The organism is Chryseobacterium sp. StRB126, assembly GCF_000829375.1.
In the GTDB taxonomy this organism is placed as follows: Bacteria; Bacteroidota; Bacteroidia; order Flavobacteriales; family Weeksellaceae; genus Chryseobacterium.
In genome coordinates this window covers 5,449,927-5,468,518 of sequence record NZ_AP014624.1, presented here as the reverse complement: position 1 = coordinate 5,468,518, position 18,592 = coordinate 5,449,927, and the positions used below count along the sequence as shown (strand labels likewise).

Sequence of the window (18,592 nt, the reverse complement as noted above, 5' to 3'; positions counted from 1 at the left end):
GTACCTTTTATTTTTTTATTCAGTGGAAGCGGTTTTTTTACCCCTGAGCTTCCTCCATGCTTTTCGTCCATATACAACTACCACAACCAATAAGATAATGGCTAGAATAGCTGCAATAATAGGTGCTACCATTGCAAGTACAGTCATAATACCGGCTCCTGCTGTTTCAGTAGTTCCCACGACAGAGTTTCCCAATCCTCCTGTGGTGGCAGTAGAAGCGGCCCGTATTCCTGCAAAACCGGAGCTTATGGTCGCAGCCGTTCCTCCGCCTGCAATTAAAGCCAGTGCCCATTGCGGAAAGGTTCCTAATTCGGCAAACTGGCTGGCGAATAAGATAGAGCCTGCTACAGTGGCCATAGGAACAGAAACAGTATCCAGTAAATGATCTACGAATGGAATATAATAAGCTAAAATTTCAACAACCGTTGCGATTCCTGTAGTGATGAGCGCAGGCAAGCCCGCCAGCCATTCAAAACTTTCACTCATTGGAATCCAATGAAAATAAGACGCAAGACTTACGGCGAACAGAGGAAGAAAAACCCTGAAGCCGGTAGCAGCAGATAGTCCAATGCCAATAAAGGCACTGATGACATACGAAAAATAGGGAACTTGATCCAACATATTAATTTTCAGATTTATTGTTTCCTATAAAACTACAAAAAGTATGCGAGATTTGAAATCAGTAAGTTGTGAGGTTCAGGGCTTAGGTTATGAGATACATAGTTTAGTGTTATCAACAAATATAAAAACCTATAAAATATAGACTTTATAGAAGCTTATATACGCAATCATTAGTGTCCATCTGTATAATCTGTGGTAAAAAATATAACGTATGAAAAATAGAATCTGTGAAGAAATAGCAACCACAGATTATCGCGCATTTTCACAGATATTTAGGAATGTTTTTAAAGTATGATTTGTGCTAATCTGTGTTGTCTGTGGGAGAAAATTAAATATTATCCTAACCGTTAGGCTTCTCTATAAAAAATTATTTTTTCTGAGTCTCGCAAAGCTTGATAAATTGTGCTTCCACATCCTGAAATTTTTGTGGCATTTCTGAAGAAACCCAAAATAGCATGGCTATAGTTTTTTCCCCAAAAGATTCTTTGAATAAACCTTTATTTAATCGATAGCACTCTCTTAACAACCTTTTAATACGGTTTCTGTGAACCGCTTTTTTGAAATATCTTTTAGAAACAGAAACTCCAAACTTTCCGCTTTCAATTGGGGTGGTGGGTTTATCTTTCAGAATAATGATTCTCAGATTTCCAGAAGTCCGCCATTTACCTTTTTCAAAAAGTAAACCGATCTCTGTATTTTTTTTGAGTTTTTCCGCTTTCGGATATTTGGTATTTTGCATTAATCTTGTTTCACTAGAGAGTTGATAACTTCAGCAGCAGCATACAAACCGAAAATTGCAGGCATATAGCTTATTGTTCCATAAAAAGACCTTTTATAATTGGTTCCGTCAGTCATTTTCAAACTTTCTTCATCCTGAATATCATTAGCAAAAACACAACGAACCCCTTTGTCAATTTTTACTTTTTTCAACCTTTTTCTTACTTGTCTTGCAAGGTGGCAATGTTCGGTTTTGCTAATGTCTCTCACCAATACTTTGCTTGGGTCGGTTTTTCCACCGGCTCCCATTGAACTTACAATTTTTATCCTTCTTCTTTTGGCTGCTATAATCAAACAAAGTTTTGGAGTAACACTGTCAATGCAGTCCAAAACATAATCAAATTTTGCAGAATCCAAAACTTCATCCATTCTTTCAGGATTCAGAAACTCATTAATTTTAGTTAAATTAAGATCGGGGTTAATATCTAAAAGTCTTTCTGCAACAACTTCTACTTTATGTTTTCCGACAGTAGACCGTAATGCTGGTAACTGTCTGTTTACATTGGTGATATCTACTGTGTCACCATCTACGATCGTCATGGTTCCTACCCCGGCTCTTGCCAGAAATTCAGCAGCAAAAGAACCTACACCACCTAAACCAACAACCAAAACAGTGGCTTTATTCAATTTTTCCAAACCTTCTTCTTTTACCAAAAGTTCCGTTCTTTCCAACCAGTATTTATCCATTTCTTATCGTGTGTAAATTTTCTAAAATGTGTTCATTGAGTTCTTCCAAAGAAATTCCTTTTATTTCCGAAACCTTCAGATACAATTCTTCGATCTTAAAATCTTCATTGTCAGTTTCTAAAAAGAATTTGTCTAAGGGAGTATTTTTTAAAATATCCTGCAAAGATAAATTATACAAAACAGCTTTTCCAAAACTCAGATAAAAATTATTGGCCAGAAGATCTTCTGCAATTTTCTGTTTTTTATTAAAACCATGAATAATCATAGGCTGTTCCGCCCTTTTTTTAAGAGAAATTACCTCGTAAAATTTTCTAACGCAGTGAACGATAACAGGCTTTTTTACTTCATTGGAAATATTGATCTGCCTTAAAAAAATTTCCTGCTGGATTTTTTGGTCAATAGAAACAAGAGAATCTAAACCACATTCTCCTATGGCAAAACAGTTCTGAAACATCATGCTTTTCATCCAGTTCAACTGGTGATCTATGTTATTAATATCAATATTATTGGGATGTATTCCTATTGAATAAGGGGAATCCGGCGGAATTTGTCCAATATCCAAATTGTAAATTCCGTCTCGGATGTATTTTTTATGATGATGAAAATCAAAAAATTCCATAGTCAAAAATACTACTATTTGGAATTAATATAAAATTATTAAACGATCGTTTACAAATGTGTTAAAAATTTCTTAACTTTACTCAAAGTACACTTTATGAAAAAAAAATTTACTGAAAAACAGATTCACATACTGGATATTGCAGAAGAATTAATTGCAAGGAAAGGGTACGAAGGAACTTCTGTGAGAGATATTTGCTCGAAAGCCAATATCAATGTTGCGATGATCTCTTATTACTTCGGTTCTAAGGAGAAAATGATGTCTTATCTTTATCAATATAGAGTATTAAAGACCAGGGAAAATTTTTCAGAATTTGCTGATACCATTAAAGAGGGAAAGCCAGAAATGCAGATGCGCGAAATGATAAAATATATTGTTTCCCAACTGTTCAAATACAATTATTTCCATGGGTTTGTTACCCAGGAACTCCGTCATACAGAGAATTTAAAGGATGAATTGCTGGATTTTTACCAGCTGTTTGTCAAAAAACTGGATGAAGTCATCAAAAAAGGAGTGGCTTCAGGAGTATTTACCTTTACCCCCAAGCCGGAAGATATTCTTACGATGATTATCGGTTCTACTTTATTTGTGATCCGGAATAAAAATTTTTATGAACTTTACGTACCAAGTAAAAACGAAGAAGCCTATACTAAAGAGGCTGAAAAGAAAGTGAGAATGAATCTTTTATTAAGTGTTTTTGCAATTTTAGGATATGCTGCAGACTAAAATTACGTTAAATATTCATAAAAAAAAATCTATTGACAAAAAAGTTATATTTTTGCAAATTAGTAAATCGGCTGTATAATCCGAAAACTGTTGAATTTTTTATATGAAAAAATATATTTTAGGTCTTTTTGCTGTAGCAGTGATGGCATCATGTGTTAGCCAGCAAGAAAGAGCAATGAAGAGTGCTGATAAAGATTTTATCTTAAAAGCTGCCAATGAAAACTTCGCTAAGAAAAAGTGGAAAAATGCATTGGCTCTTTATGACAGACTAGCGAACCTTGTAGCGGGAACGGATGACTTTCCTAACGTTGGTTTCAATACAGCTTATGCCAATTACTACGATAAAAGTTATAAACTGGCGGGGCATCAGTTTAAAAACTTTGCGGTAAACTTTCCAAAAGATCCAAGAGCAGAAGAAGCAGCTTATATGTCTGCATTATGTTACTATGAAGGATCTATGGATTACAACCTGGATCAGTCAAGTACAGAATTAGCGGTTAATGAGCTTCAGGACTTCCTGAACAATTATCCAAATTCAGAAAGATCAAAAAATATTAGTCAACTTATTGACGAACTTTCTTATAAGCTGGAGTTTAAAGCTTATGAAAACGGAAGACAGTACTTTAAAATGGGTGAGTACAAAGCGGCTAACGTAGCTTTAGAAAATGTATTGGAAGATTTCCCAAGTACAAAACTTCGTCCGAAAATTTATGATTATATCATGAAATCTCGTTATGAATTAGCCATAAAGTCTATTTATAGCCTTAAAGACGAACGTATTGAAAGCGCTTTAACCTATGTGAAAATGGTTGAAAAGGAGCTTCCTAATACAGAATATTCTAAAACAGCATCTGATCTAAGAGCAAAGCTGGAAAAAGAAAAAGAACATTTTGTAATTGTTAAAAAAGAAACAGAAGCAAAAATTGCTGCGTTAACAGCCAGACAAAAGAAAGAAGCTGAAAAGCTTGCCAGCCAGGATAAAAAAGAACAGCAGATTAAAGATCAAATCAGTAACGAAAAGCAGGCAAAGCAGATGCAGAGGGATAGTGCGGCACTTAAGACCCCTCCGCCAGCAGCGACTTTCAAAATTAAAAGATAATTCGTAAATTTGCCATCTTAAAATAAAAATAAATTTCTCAAAATGAGTGTAAAAGATACAAAAGCAGAAGTAAATACTATTACTTACGACAAAGATAAGATTGAAGATAAAGTAGGTTCAATCTACGAAGCTATTGTTATCATGGGAAAGAGAGCAGAGCAAATTAATGCGGAGATCCGTACGGAACTCCACAACAAATTAGATGAATTTGCTGTTCACAATTCTACATTGGAAGAGGTTTTCGAAAACAGAGAACAAATTGAGATCTCTAAACATTACGAAAAACTTCCAAAGCCAACTTCAATTGCTATTGAAGAATGGTTAAACGATGATGTATATTTTAGAAAAACAGAAGAAAGAAAGTAATCATCTGTGTTTTTTATAAACAAAGGTCATAAAGGAACTAAGTTCTTTTATGACCTTTGCTGTTTTAAACCCTGATTGTGGGAAAAAATAAGTATTTTAGTATTTCAAAAAAATTAAAGCTAAATGAGTGTTTCCGGTAAAAAGATCCTTATTGCTGTTTCTGGCGGAATTGCAGCCTATAAAGTTCACTTTTTGATAAGAGATTTTATAAAGCAAGGAGCCGAAGTACAGGCGATTATGACCCCCGATGCAGAACATTTTGTAACCCAATTAAGTTTGGCCACGCTATCGAAGAAGCCAGTTTATTCTGATTTTTATGGTGATAACGGAACCTGGAACAGCCACGTGGAACTTGCTTTATGGGCAGACGTGATGATTGTGGCCCCATGTACAGCCAATACCTTGTCTAAAATGATCCACGGAATGTGTGATAATCTCGTGATCGCAACTTATATGTCTGCAAAATGTCCGGTATTTATTGCTCCGGCAATGGATTTGGATATGTATGCACACCCTTCCACGAAAAGAAATCTAGAACTGGCAGAAAGCTATGGGCATATTATCATTCCTGCTGAAAACGGAGAACTTGCAAGTGGTCTGATCGGGCAGGGAAGAATGTCTGAACCGGCAACCATTTTTAATACCGTTGAAAATTATTTTACAGATCATATTATTGAAAAAAGTCTTGAAGGAAAAACAGTCTTAATTACAGCAGGACCTACCTATGAGGCGATTGATCCGGTAAGATTCATAGGAAATCATTCCTCAGGAAAAATGGGGTTTTCCTTGGCTGAAGAAGCTTCAAAAAGAGGGGCTAAGGTGATTCTGATCTCAGGACCAAGTTCCCAAACCCTTACCGATAAAAATGTAGAGCTGCATAAGGTAACTTCTGCAAAAGAAATGCTGGCTAAAGTATTTGAGTTTTATGATAGAATAGATATTGGGATTGCAAGTGCTGCCGTGGCAGATTATGCACCAAAGGATGTGGCTAAGGAAAAGATCAAGAAGAATGATGAAAACCTTACCATTGAGCTGGTGAAAAACCCTGATATTCTTAAAACGATGGGAGAAAAGAAAACCCATCAGTTTCTGGTAGGATTTGCTTTGGAAACTCAGAATGAAGAAGAAAATGCCAAAGGAAAACTGGAAAAGAAAAACCTTGATATGATTGTTTTGAATTCTTTACGTGATGAAGGAGCAGGATTTAAAAATGATACCAACAAGATCAAGATATTCACCAGAACAGAGAAAAGAGAATTTGATCTGAAGTCCAAAGATGATGTAGCAAAAGATATTCTCAATTTTGTTGAATCTCAGCTTTTAAAATAATTTTAATAAATTTCCGTTCTCAATTTTTAATAGACAATGAAAAAAATTATAAGTTTATTTTTTCTGTTATTTATCTTTAATCTTGGTTTTTCCCAGGAGTTGCTGGCAACTGTTCAGGTAAACTCCCAGCAGATAGGAGGAAGTAATCAGCAGGCTTTTAAAGCTTTGGAGAAAAGTCTTAGAGACTTCATTAACAATACCAGCTGGACGGGGAAGAAGTTACAGAATTTTGAAAAGATCAAATGTGGTTTTTCCATTGTTATTGCTGAAAGAGATGTCAATAAATTTAAAGGAACCATTGTAGTTCAGGCAGTACGTCCTGTCTATAATACCACGTATGAATCTCCTTTGCTGAATCTTCAGGACCAAAGATTCAGCTTTGAATATATTGAGAACGAAAACCTTATTTTCAACGAGAGACAATTTTCCGGGAAAAACCTTACCGATGTAATCAGTTTCTACATTTATCTTATTTTAGGCTATGATGCTGATAGTTTCCAGTCAATGGGAGGAACTCAGTGGTTCACAAAAGCACAACAGATTGCTCAAAACTCTCAAAACAGAAACTATGACGGTTGGAATACCATCAACGAACCGAGAAGCCGCACCATATTGATTAACGAAATTATGAATCCAAACTGGAGCCAGTTGAGATCTACGATGTATACTTATCATAGATCCGGGATGGATAATCTTTTTAATCCGGACCAGACACCAGGGAAAAAAGTGATTTTTGATGCCCTGATGCAGCTTAAAATGTATGAGAATTCTTTCCAGCAAGGCTTTTTCTTCAACCTTTTCATGGATACTAAAAGTGATGAGATCTTTAACGTCTTTAATTCCGGAAATAATGGCGGGCTTATCCTTAATGATCTGAAGCAGACCATGATTATTCTTTCTCCAAAAAATATTGATAACAAGTGGAATAAATGGAAGAATTAAATCATGAGGAAATAAAAATTAAAGAAATAGTTGACAGAACGCTTAACTTTTGGGTTGAGAATGAACTCAATCAACTTCCTTGTGATATTGAAAAAGAAATGCTTGCCCAGGACCAGCCCGATGAAGAATGGAAATTCTGGCTTCCTGTTACAAGTACGGTTACCGATACTGAACTTCAGGAATTTGAAGCAGAGACCGGGTTTGTTTTTCCAGACAATTTTAAAATATTCCTGAAACATAAACATTTTTATGAGCTTCAGATCTCGGAAGTTTCCTTTTGTTCACTTCCTGTCAGTTCGTGGAGAGCCTCTCTTCGTGAAATGATGTTCGAGACCTACTCAAGAGAATTCCTTTTTGATAAGGGGTATATTCCTTTTGCTGTATATAGTGACTGGGGACTGTTGTGTTTTGATAGCCATAACAATAATGCTGTTGTTCTTTGGGATCATGAAGATGAAAATTCTTTTCAGTATCAATACTCAAACTTTTATGAACTGCTAACAGAAATTTCAAAAGCATAAGACTTGCCTATTTAATCATTATCTGCCATTTCTGTTTTCATTAAAAAACCCTATTTTTACAACCAATATTAATATCTGATAAAAACACGGATTATCCATGCTTTCAAGAATTTACATTAAGAATTTCGCCCTGATTGATACCCTTGAAGTATCATTAAATAACGGTCTTCAGGTAATTACCGGAGAAACCGGAGCAGGGAAATCCATTATTTTGGGTGCATTGCGTCTTATTTTGGGCGAAAGGGCAGATGTAAAATCCATTTCAAAAGCAGAAGAAAAGAGCGTTGTAGAAACAGAGTTTGCATTAAACAATCAATTCAAGAAATTTTTTATTGAAAACGATCTTGATTATGAATTGCAGACCATTATCAGAAGAGAAATATTACCATCCGGAAAATCAAGAGCATTCATCAATGATGTTCCGGTAACATTAGATATCTTGAAAGAGCTTTCTTCTCAGTTAATTGATATCCATTCTCAATTTGAAACATCCAATCTTTTTACCTCAGAATATCAGTTTAAAATTATTGATGGCCTTTCTGAAAATAAAAAAATCATTGAAGACTATCAGCAGGAGTTTTCAACTTTTCAGAATCTGAAAACATTGCTAAAAAAGTTGAAAATACAACTTTCGGAAGCCAATAAAGAAAGTGATTATAAAGATTTCTTACTTACTGAGCTTGAAGAATTGAACCTGGATGATGTAGATTACGAAGATATTCAAAACCAGTTATCTATTCAGGAAAATGCAGGTATGATCTCTGAAAACGTTGGTCAGATTCTGTCCAGATTTCATCAGGAAGAGATTGGAATCCTTTCATTCTTTAATGAAGCAAAGACTAAGCTTTCCAAAATTTCAGGTGTTTCAACCAGTTTCGCAGAGCTGGATCAAAGATTTGATACTTCATTTGTAGAGTTGAAAGATATTATTTCTGAGCTTGAACATGAAGCTGAGAAGCTGGAGATTAATCCGGAAAGCCTTCTTGTTCTTACAGAACTGAATAATAAGATTAATGCGTTATTTCTCAAACATAATGTTTCAGAGCTTAAAGAGCTGATAGAGATCAGAAATGATCTGGCGGGAGATCAGAAGGGTGCATCAGAACTTGAGACACAAATTATTGAAACTGAAGAGAATATTGCTGAAAAAGAAAAATCTCTTCAGGTTCTGGCGGAAAAGCTTTCCAAAAACAGAAAAAAGAATATTCCTGTTTTCATTAAAAAGGCAGAAGGACTTCTTAAAAAACTGGGGCTGGAAAAAGCCAGAGTAGATATAGAATTGCAGGATGTGGAAGAGTTTAATCAATTCGGAAAAGAAAATATCCAGCTTTTATTCCAGGCTAATTCAGGATTTCCTTTGAAGCCAATCCAAACAGCCATTTCAGGCGGTGAAAGATCAAGAGTTATGCTTGCGGTAAAAAAGATTATTGCTGAAAGTGATGAATTGCCAACGTTGATTTTAGACGAAATTGATACAGGAGTTTCAGGAAAAGTAGCCGAGGAAATTGGAAACCTGATGCGCGAAATGTCTGAAGATATGCAGCTGATTGTTATTTCTCACCTTGCACAGGTTGCCGCCAAAGGAAATGATAATTATAAAGTGGTAAAACAGGATATTGCCGGGAAAACCCAATCTACCATCATTCCTTTAAGCGATGAAGAAAAACTCAATGAAATCGCCCAATTGCTATCAGGAAGTAAAATTACTGAAGCAGCACTCGCTCAGGCGAAAGAACTTATTGGCTAAGAAGCTGTAATGTTTTTTACGTTATATTTACTAATGTAAAAAACTAAACTATGTTTCTAAAGTTCCTTAATCTTGAAATTAAAAGCTTTTTCCGTGGTACCTCTTTAGGGGTTAATCTTACCATGAAAATTTTAAGATTCATTGCGATTCTTTATTTTATGGGATGCCTTGTAGGTGGAGCTTTTCTGGTCTTTATGTATGTGAAGAATGAAATACATCAGGATCCTTTAAAGATTGTTTCCACATTTTTACTCATAGGCTGGGTTGCAGATTTAGCGATCAAATACCTCTGGCAGGAAATTCCAACACAAAATATCAAGCCTTTCCTTACTTTGAATATTAAAAAGAGGACATTGGTCAATTATCTGTTGGTAAAAACTTTTTTTTCTGCCTTTAGCTGGCTTAATTCTCTGTTTTTCATTACATTTTCGGGGATTGCCCTGTTTTACGGATATAGTTTTCCAGGAGTTTTATCATGGTTAATAGGAATCTCTGCTTTATTTTATCTAAATAGCTTTCTCAACATTTTTCTCAACAGCACAGAAAAGGTTGCTATTGTTGTAGCTGTAGTTATTGCAATAGTAGCAGCGTTGGGCTATTATAATATTATCCCAATATTTTCTTACTCAAACATGGCTTTCTATGGCCTATATGAGAAACCATATCTTTCCCTAATTCCTGTTTTCATATTTGTTGTAATGTGGGCGTTTTGTTTTAGATATATCCGTAAAGAATTCTATCTGGATCAAGGCCTTGAAGCAAAAAAATCAGTAGGTAAAACAGAAAATATTGCTTTTCTAAATAAATATGGAGTCATAGGAGCATTCATTAACAATGATATAAAGATGCTGAAACGTAATAAAGTAAACAGAGGTATTCTTTTGGGAAGCTTTATGTTTCTTTTCTATGGATTGCTGATGTATACTTCTAAAACGTACAAAACTCCTGCAATGACAATGTTCATGGGGCTTTTTGTAACGGGAGGATTTCAGTTTCTGTTTGGACAAAGAGTTCCTGCCTTTGACAGCTCTTATTATCCTCTGATGATGACTCTGAATGTTCCCTACAAAGAATATTTAAAGGCCAAATGGTGGCTGATGAATATTGTAACTGGGGTGTCAATCATTATAGCTGCATTGTATAGCTATTTTGGCTGGGAAATTTATGTTACTTTTTTTGCGGCCGGGCTTTATAATATCGGAGTGAATTCACAATTTACACTTTGGTCTGGAGCATTCAATAAAACTCAGATTGACCTTAATTCAAAAGAAAAAAGATTCGGGCAGAAAAATAGTTTCAATTTGAAATCGATGCTGTTGATGGTTCCTAAAATGCTGCTTCCTATGGCTGTATTTGCCGGTGCAAAATCTCTTTTTGGAATTACTGCAGGGGTGATAAGTATCGCCATCTTGGGGCTGATAGGGTTTTTACTGCGGGAGAAAATCTTTGATATCATTGTGAAACACTATAAAAAAGAGAAATACAGCACACTGGATGCATTTAAAAATAAAGACTAAGCTATGATTACTATAAATAATTTATCTAAAACATACGGAACGGCAACCGTTCTTAATATTGAACATCTTGAAATTTCTAATGGTGAAACTTTTGGTCTGGTGGGAAATAACGGAGCCGGAAAGACCACTCTTTTTAGTCTGATGTTAGATCTTATTCAGGCAAGTACTGGGTTTGTAAGCGTTGATGGGATTAAAGTAAATGAATCCGAGGTTTGGAAAAACAAAGTTTCAGCGTTTGTAGACGATTCTTTTCTTATTGGCTATCTGACTCCTGAAGAATACTTTTACTTCATTGGTGAATTGAGAGGCCAGAATAAGGCATCTGTAGACGAATTTTTAAAACCTTTTTATGATTTTTTCAATGGTGAAATCCTTAAATCCAATAAATATATCCGGGATCTTTCGAAAGGAAATCAAAAAAAAGTAGGCATTGTAGGAGCCATTATTGGAAACCCACAAATCATCATTCTGGATGAGCCTTTTGCTAACCTGGACCCGTCTACACAGATTAAACTTAAAAATCTAATCAAGGAATTATCAAAGCAGGATGGGGTAACTTTTCTTATTTCCAGCCACGATCTTTCACATACTACAGAAGTTTGCAACAGAATAGTAGTGGTGAACAAAGGACAGCTTGTAAAAGATATTCAAACAACACCTGAGACATTGAAAGATCTTGAGCAATATTTTGCGGATCAGGTTTCTGATCCGATAGTGTAATCATACAATGGATTTAGGTGAAAAATAAATATACTATAAAATAAACCTGCCTTATATAAAGGCAGGTTTATTTATTATAGGGATAAAAAGTTATGCTTCTTTTATCTTGTTAGATAAATCTTTTGACTGTATACTTTATTGTTGCTGGTTTGTAGTGTAAGAATATAGACCCCGTTTGATAGTGTTGCAGGCAAATCAATCATGTTAGATTTCGCTTTGGAGCGGTAAACTTCAGTTCCAAAGGTGTTTCTTACAGATATATTTGCATTTTCCAAAGGAATATTCCCTTTTAATGTAACCTGTCCTCTTGTTGGGTTAGGAAATACAGTGAATATTTCTTCTTGAGGATTGGCTTTAACTTTATTGGATGCCAGAAGCTGAGGTTGTTTTGTGAATGTTGTGTTCGTAATAGCGCTATAAGAGTGGGCTAGCAGACGTATTTCACTTTCACTAAGGGCTCTGTTATAAATTATCAGTTCGTCAATATCTGCCCGGTCAAGAGCAAGTTTAATCTTTTTATGGTTACTTCTTTCCTGCTGAGTCCAGGATGTGCAAGTTCCATTTTCATCCGTAGAACCACCCCCTGGTATTCCGTTAATATAAATACAGGCGTTGTCGAAGTTAGAATTATCAGCTTGTAATACGAGTACATAATGAGCATAACCTCCCGATTGGGAAATTTGCCCGCCATCAAAATCTTCACCAATCATAAGGCTTCTGGGGGTCATGTGAAACTTCTCTCCAAAAGCTTCCAGTTGAAGAAAAGGTTGTGGTTTTGTAGGTGGAAGATATTCTTCAGGGTCATTCGGATCTGGAATAAGTGGATCGCCGGGCCTTATATTAGCCCAGAATGAAACGGTAATGTCACCGGTATAAAGAGAAGGTGAAATATCTGAGCTTTCAAGGGTGTATGATGAAGTTGTTGAAGTAAGCCCTTGCTGGCAGGCTATATTATTTTTGAATTCAGGAAAAAGGACTGACGGATGAAGATTAAATCCAAATTTTGTGCTGCTGGTATTTCCATTAAAGGAAAAATAATAAAATGGATCATAAGGAACATTTTTGCATGCGTCAAGACTGATTTCTTCCTGGTAAGCGTAGTAGATTTTCAAGTCAACAGTGGGCGCCATACTGGAATTGGCACCGCGTAATCTAAGATTGATTCCCTTATATGGTACAGTTGTGATAAGTTCTATTGTTCCGCGGTTGGGATTTTGAGGATCTTTTTTAATTTCATGGAAACGTTCTGCAGTCATATCGTCATCTTTAATTGTTTGAATATAAACCCTATCTTTTATCATTTGGTCTATAGGCATACTATCGCTACCAACGCCCACTATAAGTTTAGTAAATGTTCTGATTTTTGGGAATAAGAGTGTTTGCTGAATATCTGTTTCATTCATGTAGAAACCTGTTGTTAAGGTGGAATAGTCATTTTCATTTGGGCCAACTGCATTCTGTGGATTTATAAGACTACAGTTATTGCAGCCGAATGAAGAAGCGATGTGGGTTTCACTACTTGCATAAACTCTGTTATCCAGTTGATAGGCATAATATAAATTCAGTCCTCCATTGAGGTTTAATAATCCCGCATTTAAACTTATCCGTATTCGGTCGTAAGGCTTTGTTGTGAAAAACTCAATAGTTCCTTTTTCTGAATTAGTGCCTATTAATCCGATTTTGAGTATTTCGTTATTAACAATCTTATAATCGTTATTGGATACATTTCCGTTAAAGGTTTCTACAGAAACCCCTGCAAGTAGTTGAACTGATAAACCGGAAATATTGGTTCCTATGCCAATAACAGCTTTTGTATGGGTTTTTACAGAAGGGAAAATAAGATCTTGCTCAATTCTTGAGCCCAGTCCCAGAGGAATTACTAAGGAGGTGTAATCACTTTCATCAGGCCCTACAACATTTTGAGGATTCAGAACAGAGCAGTTACCACATGGCCCATACTTTTGTGAGCTCTGGCTGCTTATGTAAACTTTCTGTGCATATAATAAAGTGTTCATCATGAACATAAAGAGGGGCAGATACATGGCTTTTCTAAGAACAGACCATGCTGGTAAATAAATTTTCATATCTTGAGATTTAGGTTTTTAGTTTTGATATAAATTTATAAATAATTTTATTATGTTATTTATTTTATTTTTTAAAGTATTGTTTTTTGATTTTTTTACATTGCCTTTTTTACGTAGATACAACTAAATGCAAAAAAAGAGATTGCTCTTAGAACAATCTCTTTTTATCATTTAATTCAGAGAGGAAATCAAAACTATTTTAGGCTACCCACCATATCTTCCGGTTTTACCCATTCATCAAACTGTTCTGCGGTTAACAATCCAAGATTAATTGCTTCCTCTTTCAACGTTGTCCCGTTTTTATGAGCAGTTTTTGCAATTTTGGCAGCATTTTCATACCCGATATGAGTATTTAAAGCCGTTACAAGCATTAAAGATTTAGCTACAAGCTCTTTAATTCTCTCATGGTTCGGTTCAATACCTACAGCACAGTGGTCATTGAATGAAATACATGCATCAGCAATAAGTTGTGCAGATTGCAGGAAGTTGTAAGCCATCACCGGTTTGAAAACATTCAGTTCATAATTCCCTTGAGTTCCGGCAAATGAAATAGTAGTGTCATTTCCAAGAACCTGAGCGCAGACCATTGTCAGAGCTTCGTTTTGAGTAGGATTTACTTTTCCAGGCATGATGGATGATCCCGGTTCATTTTCAGGGATGTGGATCTCTCCGATTCCGGAACGAGGTCCGGAAGCCAGTAATCTGATATCCTGAGCAATTTTGTATAGAGAAACAGCAAGTTGCTTTAATGCTCCATGGCTTTCAACAATAGCATCGTGTGCTGCTAATGCTTCAAACTTATTTTCAGCGGTGATGAACGGATGGTTGGTGAATTCTGCAATGTATTCAGCTACTTTTACATCATAACCATTTGGAGTATTCAATCCTGTTCCTACTGCGGTACCTCCCAATGCAAGCTCAGAAAGATGAGGTAAGGTATTTTTTAAAGCTCTTAGTCCGAATTCCAGTTGAGCAACATAACCTGAGAACTCCTGTCCTAAAGTCAATGGAGTAGCATCCATCAGGTGGGTCCTTCCGATTTTCACTACATCTTTGAAGGCTTTGGCTTTTTCAGCAATGGTATTTTTCAGCTTTTCAACAGCAGGAATAGTCACTTCCACTACTTTTTTATAGGCTGCAATATGCATTGCTGTTGGATAAGTATCATTGGATGACTGAGATTTATTCACATCATCATTTGGATGAATTTCAGATTTTTCACCTAAAGTTCCGCCATTATTAACATGGGCACGATTAGAAACCACTTCATTAACGTTCATGTTGGATTGAGTTCCGGAACCGGTTTGCCAGATCACTAAAGGGAACTGATCATTTAATTTGCCCTCAAGAATTTCATCACAAACCTTAGCGATCATATCTCTTTTTTCAGCCGAAAGTACTCCTAAATCTGTATTGGTGTAAGCTGCAGCCTTCTTTAAATAAGCAAAGGCTTCAATGATCTCATGAGGCATAGAACCTTCAGGACCAATTTTGAAATTATTTCTTGAACGTTCGGTCTGTGCACCCCAAAGTTTATCTGCAGGGACCTGCACTTCTCCCATGGTGTCTTTTTCAATTCTGTAATTCATTGTGGTTGAAATTTTATAGTCTTTTTAATTTTGAAGTTGCTTTTTTGCCTTTTGCCACTTCATTATTTAGTTAGTATAAAGGTACTTATAAACTCATAAACCCGCAATTTATAATCATTATAAATATCAATTTTAATGACTGATTTTACTCATCTTTTTTTAATGGAAGCCGTATTTTTGTACAAACAAAAAAATTGAATGGAATTTAGATATCAGGATCCGTATCCAATTCAGAAAGATGATACGGTGTATAAAAAGCTTACATCAGATTATGTAAAGATTGAAAAACTGGGAGACAGAGAAATTCTAACTGTTGATCCAAAAGGGTTGGAATTATTGGCTGAAGAGGCTATGGCGGACGTTTCTTTCATGCTGCGTTCTTCCCACCTTGAAAGCCTTAAAAGAATCATTGATGATCCTGAAGCTACCGACAATGACAGATTCGTTGCCTATAACTTATTACAAAATGCTGCTGTAGCGGTTGAAGGAGCTCTTCCTTCTTGCCAGGATACAGGAACGGCAATCGTAATGGGTAAAAAAGGAGAAAACGTATACACTGGAGTGGATGACGGTGAATTCTTAAGCCGTGGAATCTACAATACTTACCAAAAAAGAAACTTAAGATATTCTCAAGTCGTTCCTTTAACGATGTTTGAAGAGAAAAATTCAGGATCAAACCTTCCGGCACAGATTGATATCTATGCTAAAAAAGGAGATTATTATGAGTTCTTATTCTTAACAAAAGGAGGGGGTTCTGCTAACAAAACCTTCCTTTACCAAAAGACAAAATCTTTATTGAACGAAAAGTCTCTTGAAGAATTCGTGAAGGAAAAGATTTCTGATCTTGGAACAGCAGCTTGCCCGCCCTATCACCTGGCATTAGTCATTGGAGGAACTTCTGCTGAAGCTAATCTTGCAGCGGTGAAAAAAGCTTCTGCAAAGTATTTTGATAATCTTCCAACAGAAGGAAATGAAGCCGGACAGGCTTTCAGAGACCTTGAATGGGAAGCTAAAGTTCAGAAGATCTGTCAGGAAAGTGCTATCGGAGCACAGTTTGGTGGAAAATACCTTACTCACGATGTAAGAGTAATCAGACTTCCTAGACACGCAGCATCTTGTCCGGTAGGAATGGGAGTTTCATGTTCAGCAGATAGAAATATCAAAGGAAAAATTACAAAAGAAGGGATCTTCCTTGAGCAGTTGGAGCAAGATCCAAAAAGATTCTTACCAGCAACGCCACCACATCTAGAAGAAGCTGTTGAAGTTAATTTGAATAAGCCAATGCCAGAAATTTTAGCTGAACTTTCAAAATATCCAATCAAAACAAGACTAAAACTTAACGGGACATTAATCGTAGCAAGAGATATTGCTCACGCTAAGATCAAAGAAATTATCGACAGCGGTAAACCGATGCCGGAATACTTCAAAAATCACCCAATCTACTATGCAGGACCGGCAAAAACACCGGAAGGAATGGCTTCAGGAAGCTTCGGGCCAACAACAGCAGGAAGAATGGACGTTTATGTAGATGAATTCCAAAGCCATGGTGGAAGTATGATTATGCTGGCAAAAGGAAACAGAAGTAAAGATGTTACCAATGCTTGTAACAAATACGGAGGTTTCTATCTTGGATCTATCGGTGGGCCTGCAGCAATCTTGGCAAAGGATAATATTGTATCTGTAGATATAGTAGATTTCCCGGAATTAGGAATGGAAGCAGTAAGAAAAATTGAAGTGAAAGATTTCCCTGCATTCATTATTACGGATGACAAAGGAAACGATTTCTTTGCAGATCTTGCTCATTAATCAGATAAAAAAAGACCATGAGAATGGAGGTATGAGATCATTATATAAGTCTAAAATCTCCTTTCTCATCGCCTCAAAATCTATATAGAATTAAAATAAATTTAAAAATAGAGCCTGTATCTTTTGTGTAAAAAGGAAAAAAGCTTTATTTTTGCCTAAAATCTTTAAGAGAATGATAACTATTTTATCAGCATTTTGGCCGTTCTACCAGTTCCTTTGGACCGTATTTTTCATTACTATGTTCCTAGTAGGATTCTGGTGTATTTTTATGTTCTTCGGATTAGTAATCCCAATGTGGCTAACTGAAGGTTTGAAAGAGTACTTCGGAAAAGTGAAGCCTTTCGATCCTGAAGATATCAGAAGAAAGCTTATTACTGAGCAGGAAGGTGTAGAAATAATCTACAACCAGCCTAAAGGAAACGGACCTTTCCTACACGATCACGGACATCATCATTAATTGATTGTCATTGCTTTTTCACCTGAATTCTGAAAAAGCAATATCAAAGCAAAACAACATATATAAACCGCTTAATTTTTTTAGGCGGTTTTTCTATTTATTATTTCTCAGATGTTCCGGAGATACACCAAACTTCTTTTTAAAGGCACGGGTAAAATTCTGTAGATATTCATAGCCGCATTCAATGGCTATTTCTTTAATCATAATGTCCTTATCCGTAATAAGTTTCCTGGCTTTCAGCATTCTCAACTCAGAGATGTAATGGTTGATTGTTGTATGGAATTCTGCTTTGAACTCTTTTCTGATGAGGTTTTGATTTACTCCTATCCATTTTCCGATTTCCTCTGCTTTAATATTCCGATGATAATTTTCATCAATGAATTTTTTAATAATTTCAGGAGTCTTTGATGCTGTTTCAAAATTATTTTTTTCATTAAACTGTTCAAAAATGAGAAGCAGCAACTTGATAATATTGGCTTCAATAAACAGTTTCTGCATCACACCTTTTTTAGAATAGCTTAAAATCTCTTTTAATATAATATGCATTTCAACTGTCATGTTGGGAGGAGTGGCTTTTTGAAGAAAGACGAAGTTGTTATGGATCATATTTTCCAAAATTTCGGCTCCCTCTCCGTTCATTTCCGGATTAATAAGATTTGAAATGTACTGGTAATTGAGTTGAATATGCAGATATTTCAGAGGTTCTTCACTGTCTGTCCATAATTCAGCTTTGCTTTTCTTTGGTGAATAATGAAGGATGTATTGATTTTTTTTGAATATGAATTCTGTATCATAATCATGAGCCTTCAAATGAATGTCCGGACTTAATAAGAACAGAAGATTAAAACTAGATGAGGATTCCAGAAGGTATGATCTTGAAGCCCCTTCAAATGCTGATGAATCCTGCGTGGTAATTTCAATATTCTCCGATTTGAAAACGATCTCATTTTTTTGTTGATTCCCCATACAACACATTTTTGCAGTC

Annotated in this window: 18 protein-coding genes; 11 read left to right on the top strand and 7 right to left on the bottom strand. The window is 35.7% G+C overall.

The features are described 5' to 3' along the window. Positions 1-15 precede the first annotated feature (15 nt). The 4 genes from CHSO_RS24630 to CHSO_RS24615 form a co-directional block, all read right to left on the bottom strand. Positions 16-621 carry a DUF4126 domain-containing protein gene (locus CHSO_RS24630; protein ID WP_045501548.1) on the bottom strand — a complete coding sequence of 202 codons (606 nt, stop codon included), beginning with the start codon at positions 619-621 and terminating at the stop codon, positions 16-18. Positions 622-988: 367 nt separating this feature from the next. Further along, positions 989-1,360, bottom strand: a complete 372-nt coding sequence (rnpA, locus tag CHSO_RS24625; protein ID WP_045501546.1) for a ribonuclease P protein component — start codon at positions 1,358-1,360, stop codon at positions 989-991. Next, entirely contained in the window at positions 1,360-2,085 is a 726-nt protein-coding gene (locus CHSO_RS24620; protein ID WP_045501544.1) for a ThiF family adenylyltransferase, read from the bottom strand. Before CHSO_RS24620 ends, rnpA begins: the two co-directional genes overlap by 1 nt. Then, the gene (locus CHSO_RS24615) at positions 2,078-2,704 is read right to left on the bottom strand and encodes a TatD family hydrolase (protein WP_045501542.1); all 627 of its coding nucleotides are present in this window, start codon (positions 2,702-2,704) and stop codon (positions 2,078-2,080) included. Before CHSO_RS24615 ends, CHSO_RS24620 begins: the two co-directional genes overlap by 8 nt. A gap of 96 nt (positions 2,705-2,800) precedes the next feature. Here CHSO_RS24615 and CHSO_RS24610 point away from each other — a divergent pair, with 96 nt between their 5' ends. The 9 genes from CHSO_RS24610 to CHSO_RS24570 all read left to right on the top strand — a co-directional run bounded on the left by CHSO_RS24610 (position 2,801) and on the right by CHSO_RS24570 (position 11,671). Continuing rightward, positions 2,801-3,430, top strand: coding sequence for a TetR/AcrR family transcriptional regulator (locus CHSO_RS24610; RefSeq protein WP_045501540.1), 630 nt, complete (start codon positions 2,801-2,803; stop codon positions 3,428-3,430). A gap of 103 nt (positions 3,431-3,533) precedes the next feature. Continuing rightward, on the top strand, positions 3,534-4,529 hold the full coding sequence (locus CHSO_RS24605; RefSeq protein ID WP_045501538.1) for an outer membrane protein assembly factor BamD: 996 nt from the start codon (positions 3,534-3,536) through the stop codon (positions 4,527-4,529). A 42-nt stretch (positions 4,530-4,571) separates the two neighbouring features. Then, complete coding sequence (locus CHSO_RS24600; RefSeq protein ID WP_002983982.1) at positions 4,572-4,895, top strand: DNA-directed RNA polymerase subunit omega; 324 nt, start codon at positions 4,572-4,574, stop codon at positions 4,893-4,895. 123 nt (positions 4,896-5,018) lie between these two features. Further along, positions 5,019-6,224 carry a bifunctional phosphopantothenoylcysteine decarboxylase/phosphopantothenate--cysteine ligase CoaBC gene (gene coaBC, locus CHSO_RS24595; protein WP_045501536.1) on the top strand — a complete coding sequence of 402 codons (1,206 nt, stop codon included), beginning with the start codon at positions 5,019-5,021 and terminating at the stop codon, positions 6,222-6,224. 36 nt (positions 6,225-6,260) lie between these two features. Continuing rightward, a complete protein-coding gene (locus CHSO_RS24590; RefSeq protein WP_045501534.1) occupies positions 6,261-7,166 on the top strand; it encodes a DUF4835 family protein in 906 nt (301 codons plus the stop codon). Further along, positions 7,154-7,687 carry an SMI1/KNR4 family protein gene (locus tag CHSO_RS24585; RefSeq protein ID WP_045501533.1) on the top strand — a complete coding sequence of 178 codons (534 nt, stop codon included), beginning with the start codon at positions 7,154-7,156 and terminating at the stop codon, positions 7,685-7,687. The genes CHSO_RS24590 and CHSO_RS24585 overlap by 13 nt, the downstream gene beginning before the upstream one ends. Positions 7,688-7,784: 97 nt before the next feature. After that, positions 7,785-9,434, top strand: a complete 1,650-nt coding sequence (locus CHSO_RS24580; protein WP_045501531.1) for a DNA repair protein RecN — start codon at positions 7,785-7,787, stop codon at positions 9,432-9,434. 50 nt (positions 9,435-9,484) lie between these two features. Next, complete coding sequence (locus tag CHSO_RS24575) at positions 9,485-10,951, top strand: DUF5687 family protein (protein WP_045501529.1); 1,467 nt, start codon at positions 9,485-9,487, stop codon at positions 10,949-10,951. 3 nt (positions 10,952-10,954) lie between these two features. Beyond that, the gene (locus tag CHSO_RS24570) at positions 10,955-11,671 is read left to right on the top strand and encodes an ABC transporter ATP-binding protein (protein WP_045501527.1); all 717 of its coding nucleotides are present in this window, start codon (positions 10,955-10,957) and stop codon (positions 11,669-11,671) included. A gap of 101 nt (positions 11,672-11,772) precedes the next feature. On the opposite strand, the gene CHSO_RS24565 is transcribed toward CHSO_RS24570, so the two are convergent. After that, positions 11,773-13,755, bottom strand: a complete 1,983-nt coding sequence (locus tag CHSO_RS24565) for a T9SS type A sorting domain-containing protein (protein WP_045501525.1) — start codon at positions 13,753-13,755, stop codon at positions 11,773-11,775. 194 nt (positions 13,756-13,949) lie between these two features. Beyond that, complete coding sequence (gene fumC / locus CHSO_RS24560; RefSeq protein WP_045501522.1) at positions 13,950-15,344, bottom strand: class II fumarate hydratase; 1,395 nt, start codon at positions 15,342-15,344, stop codon at positions 13,950-13,952. Positions 15,345-15,542: 198 nt separating this feature from the next. On the opposite strand from fumC, the gene CHSO_RS24555 reads away from it, so the two are divergent. Together CHSO_RS24555 and CHSO_RS24550 are read left to right on the top strand one after the other, a co-directional pair. Then, positions 15,543-17,150, top strand: a complete 1,608-nt coding sequence (locus CHSO_RS24555; protein ID WP_045501520.1) for a fumarate hydratase — start codon at positions 15,543-15,545, stop codon at positions 17,148-17,150. A 172-nt stretch (positions 17,151-17,322) separates the two neighbouring features. Continuing rightward, positions 17,323-17,607, top strand: a complete 285-nt coding sequence (locus CHSO_RS24550) for a hypothetical protein (protein ID WP_171817686.1) — start codon at positions 17,323-17,325, stop codon at positions 17,605-17,607. A 93-nt stretch (positions 17,608-17,700) separates the two neighbouring features. Here CHSO_RS24550 and CHSO_RS24545 read toward each other — a convergent pair whose 3' ends face one another. Next, a complete protein-coding gene (locus tag CHSO_RS24545) occupies positions 17,701-18,573 on the bottom strand; it encodes a helix-turn-helix transcriptional regulator (RefSeq protein WP_045501518.1) in 873 nt (290 codons plus the stop codon). Positions 18,574-18,592: the final 19 nt, after the last annotated feature.

Excerpts from the sequence above, each read along its gene's own strand:
- CHSO_RS24630 (WP_045501548.1), bottom strand. The coding sequence starts at position 621 with ATGTTGGATCAAGTTCCCTATTTTTCGTATGTCATCAGTGCCTTTATT.
- rnpA (WP_045501546.1), bottom strand. The coding sequence starts at position 1,360 with ATGCAAAATACCAAATATCCGAAAGCGGAAAAACTCAAAAAAAATACA.
- CHSO_RS24620 (WP_045501544.1), bottom strand. The coding sequence starts at position 2,085 with ATGGATAAATACTGGTTGGAAAGAACGGAACTTTTGGTAAAAGAAGAA.
- CHSO_RS24615 (WP_045501542.1), bottom strand. The coding sequence starts at position 2,704 with ATGGAATTTTTTGATTTTCATCATCATAAAAAATACATCCGAGACGGA.
- CHSO_RS24610 (WP_045501540.1), top strand. The coding sequence starts at position 2,801 with ATGAAAAAAAAATTTACTGAAAAACAGATTCACATACTGGATATTGCA.
- CHSO_RS24605 (WP_045501538.1), top strand. The coding sequence starts at position 3,534 with ATGAAAAAATATATTTTAGGTCTTTTTGCTGTAGCAGTGATGGCATCA.
- CHSO_RS24600 (WP_002983982.1), top strand. The coding sequence starts at position 4,572 with ATGAGTGTAAAAGATACAAAAGCAGAAGTAAATACTATTACTTACGAC.
- coaBC (WP_045501536.1), top strand. The coding sequence starts at position 5,019 with ATGAGTGTTTCCGGTAAAAAGATCCTTATTGCTGTTTCTGGCGGAATT.
- CHSO_RS24590 (WP_045501534.1), top strand. The coding sequence starts at position 6,261 with ATGAAAAAAATTATAAGTTTATTTTTTCTGTTATTTATCTTTAATCTT.
- CHSO_RS24585 (WP_045501533.1), top strand. The coding sequence starts at position 7,154 with ATGGAAGAATTAAATCATGAGGAAATAAAAATTAAAGAAATAGTTGAC.
- CHSO_RS24580 (WP_045501531.1), top strand. The coding sequence starts at position 7,785 with ATGCTTTCAAGAATTTACATTAAGAATTTCGCCCTGATTGATACCCTT.
- CHSO_RS24575 (WP_045501529.1), top strand. The coding sequence starts at position 9,485 with ATGTTTCTAAAGTTCCTTAATCTTGAAATTAAAAGCTTTTTCCGTGGT.
- CHSO_RS24570 (WP_045501527.1), top strand. The coding sequence starts at position 10,955 with ATGATTACTATAAATAATTTATCTAAAACATACGGAACGGCAACCGTT.
- CHSO_RS24565 (WP_045501525.1), bottom strand. The coding sequence starts at position 13,755 with ATGAAAATTTATTTACCAGCATGGTCTGTTCTTAGAAAAGCCATGTAT.
- fumC (WP_045501522.1), bottom strand. The coding sequence starts at position 15,344 with ATGAATTACAGAATTGAAAAAGACACCATGGGAGAAGTGCAGGTCCCT.
- CHSO_RS24555 (WP_045501520.1), top strand. The coding sequence starts at position 15,543 with ATGGAATTTAGATATCAGGATCCGTATCCAATTCAGAAAGATGATACG.
- CHSO_RS24550 (WP_171817686.1), top strand. The coding sequence starts at position 17,323 with ATGATAACTATTTTATCAGCATTTTGGCCGTTCTACCAGTTCCTTTGG.
- CHSO_RS24545 (WP_045501518.1), bottom strand. The coding sequence starts at position 18,573 with ATGGGGAATCAACAAAAAAATGAGATCGTTTTCAAATCGGAGAATATT.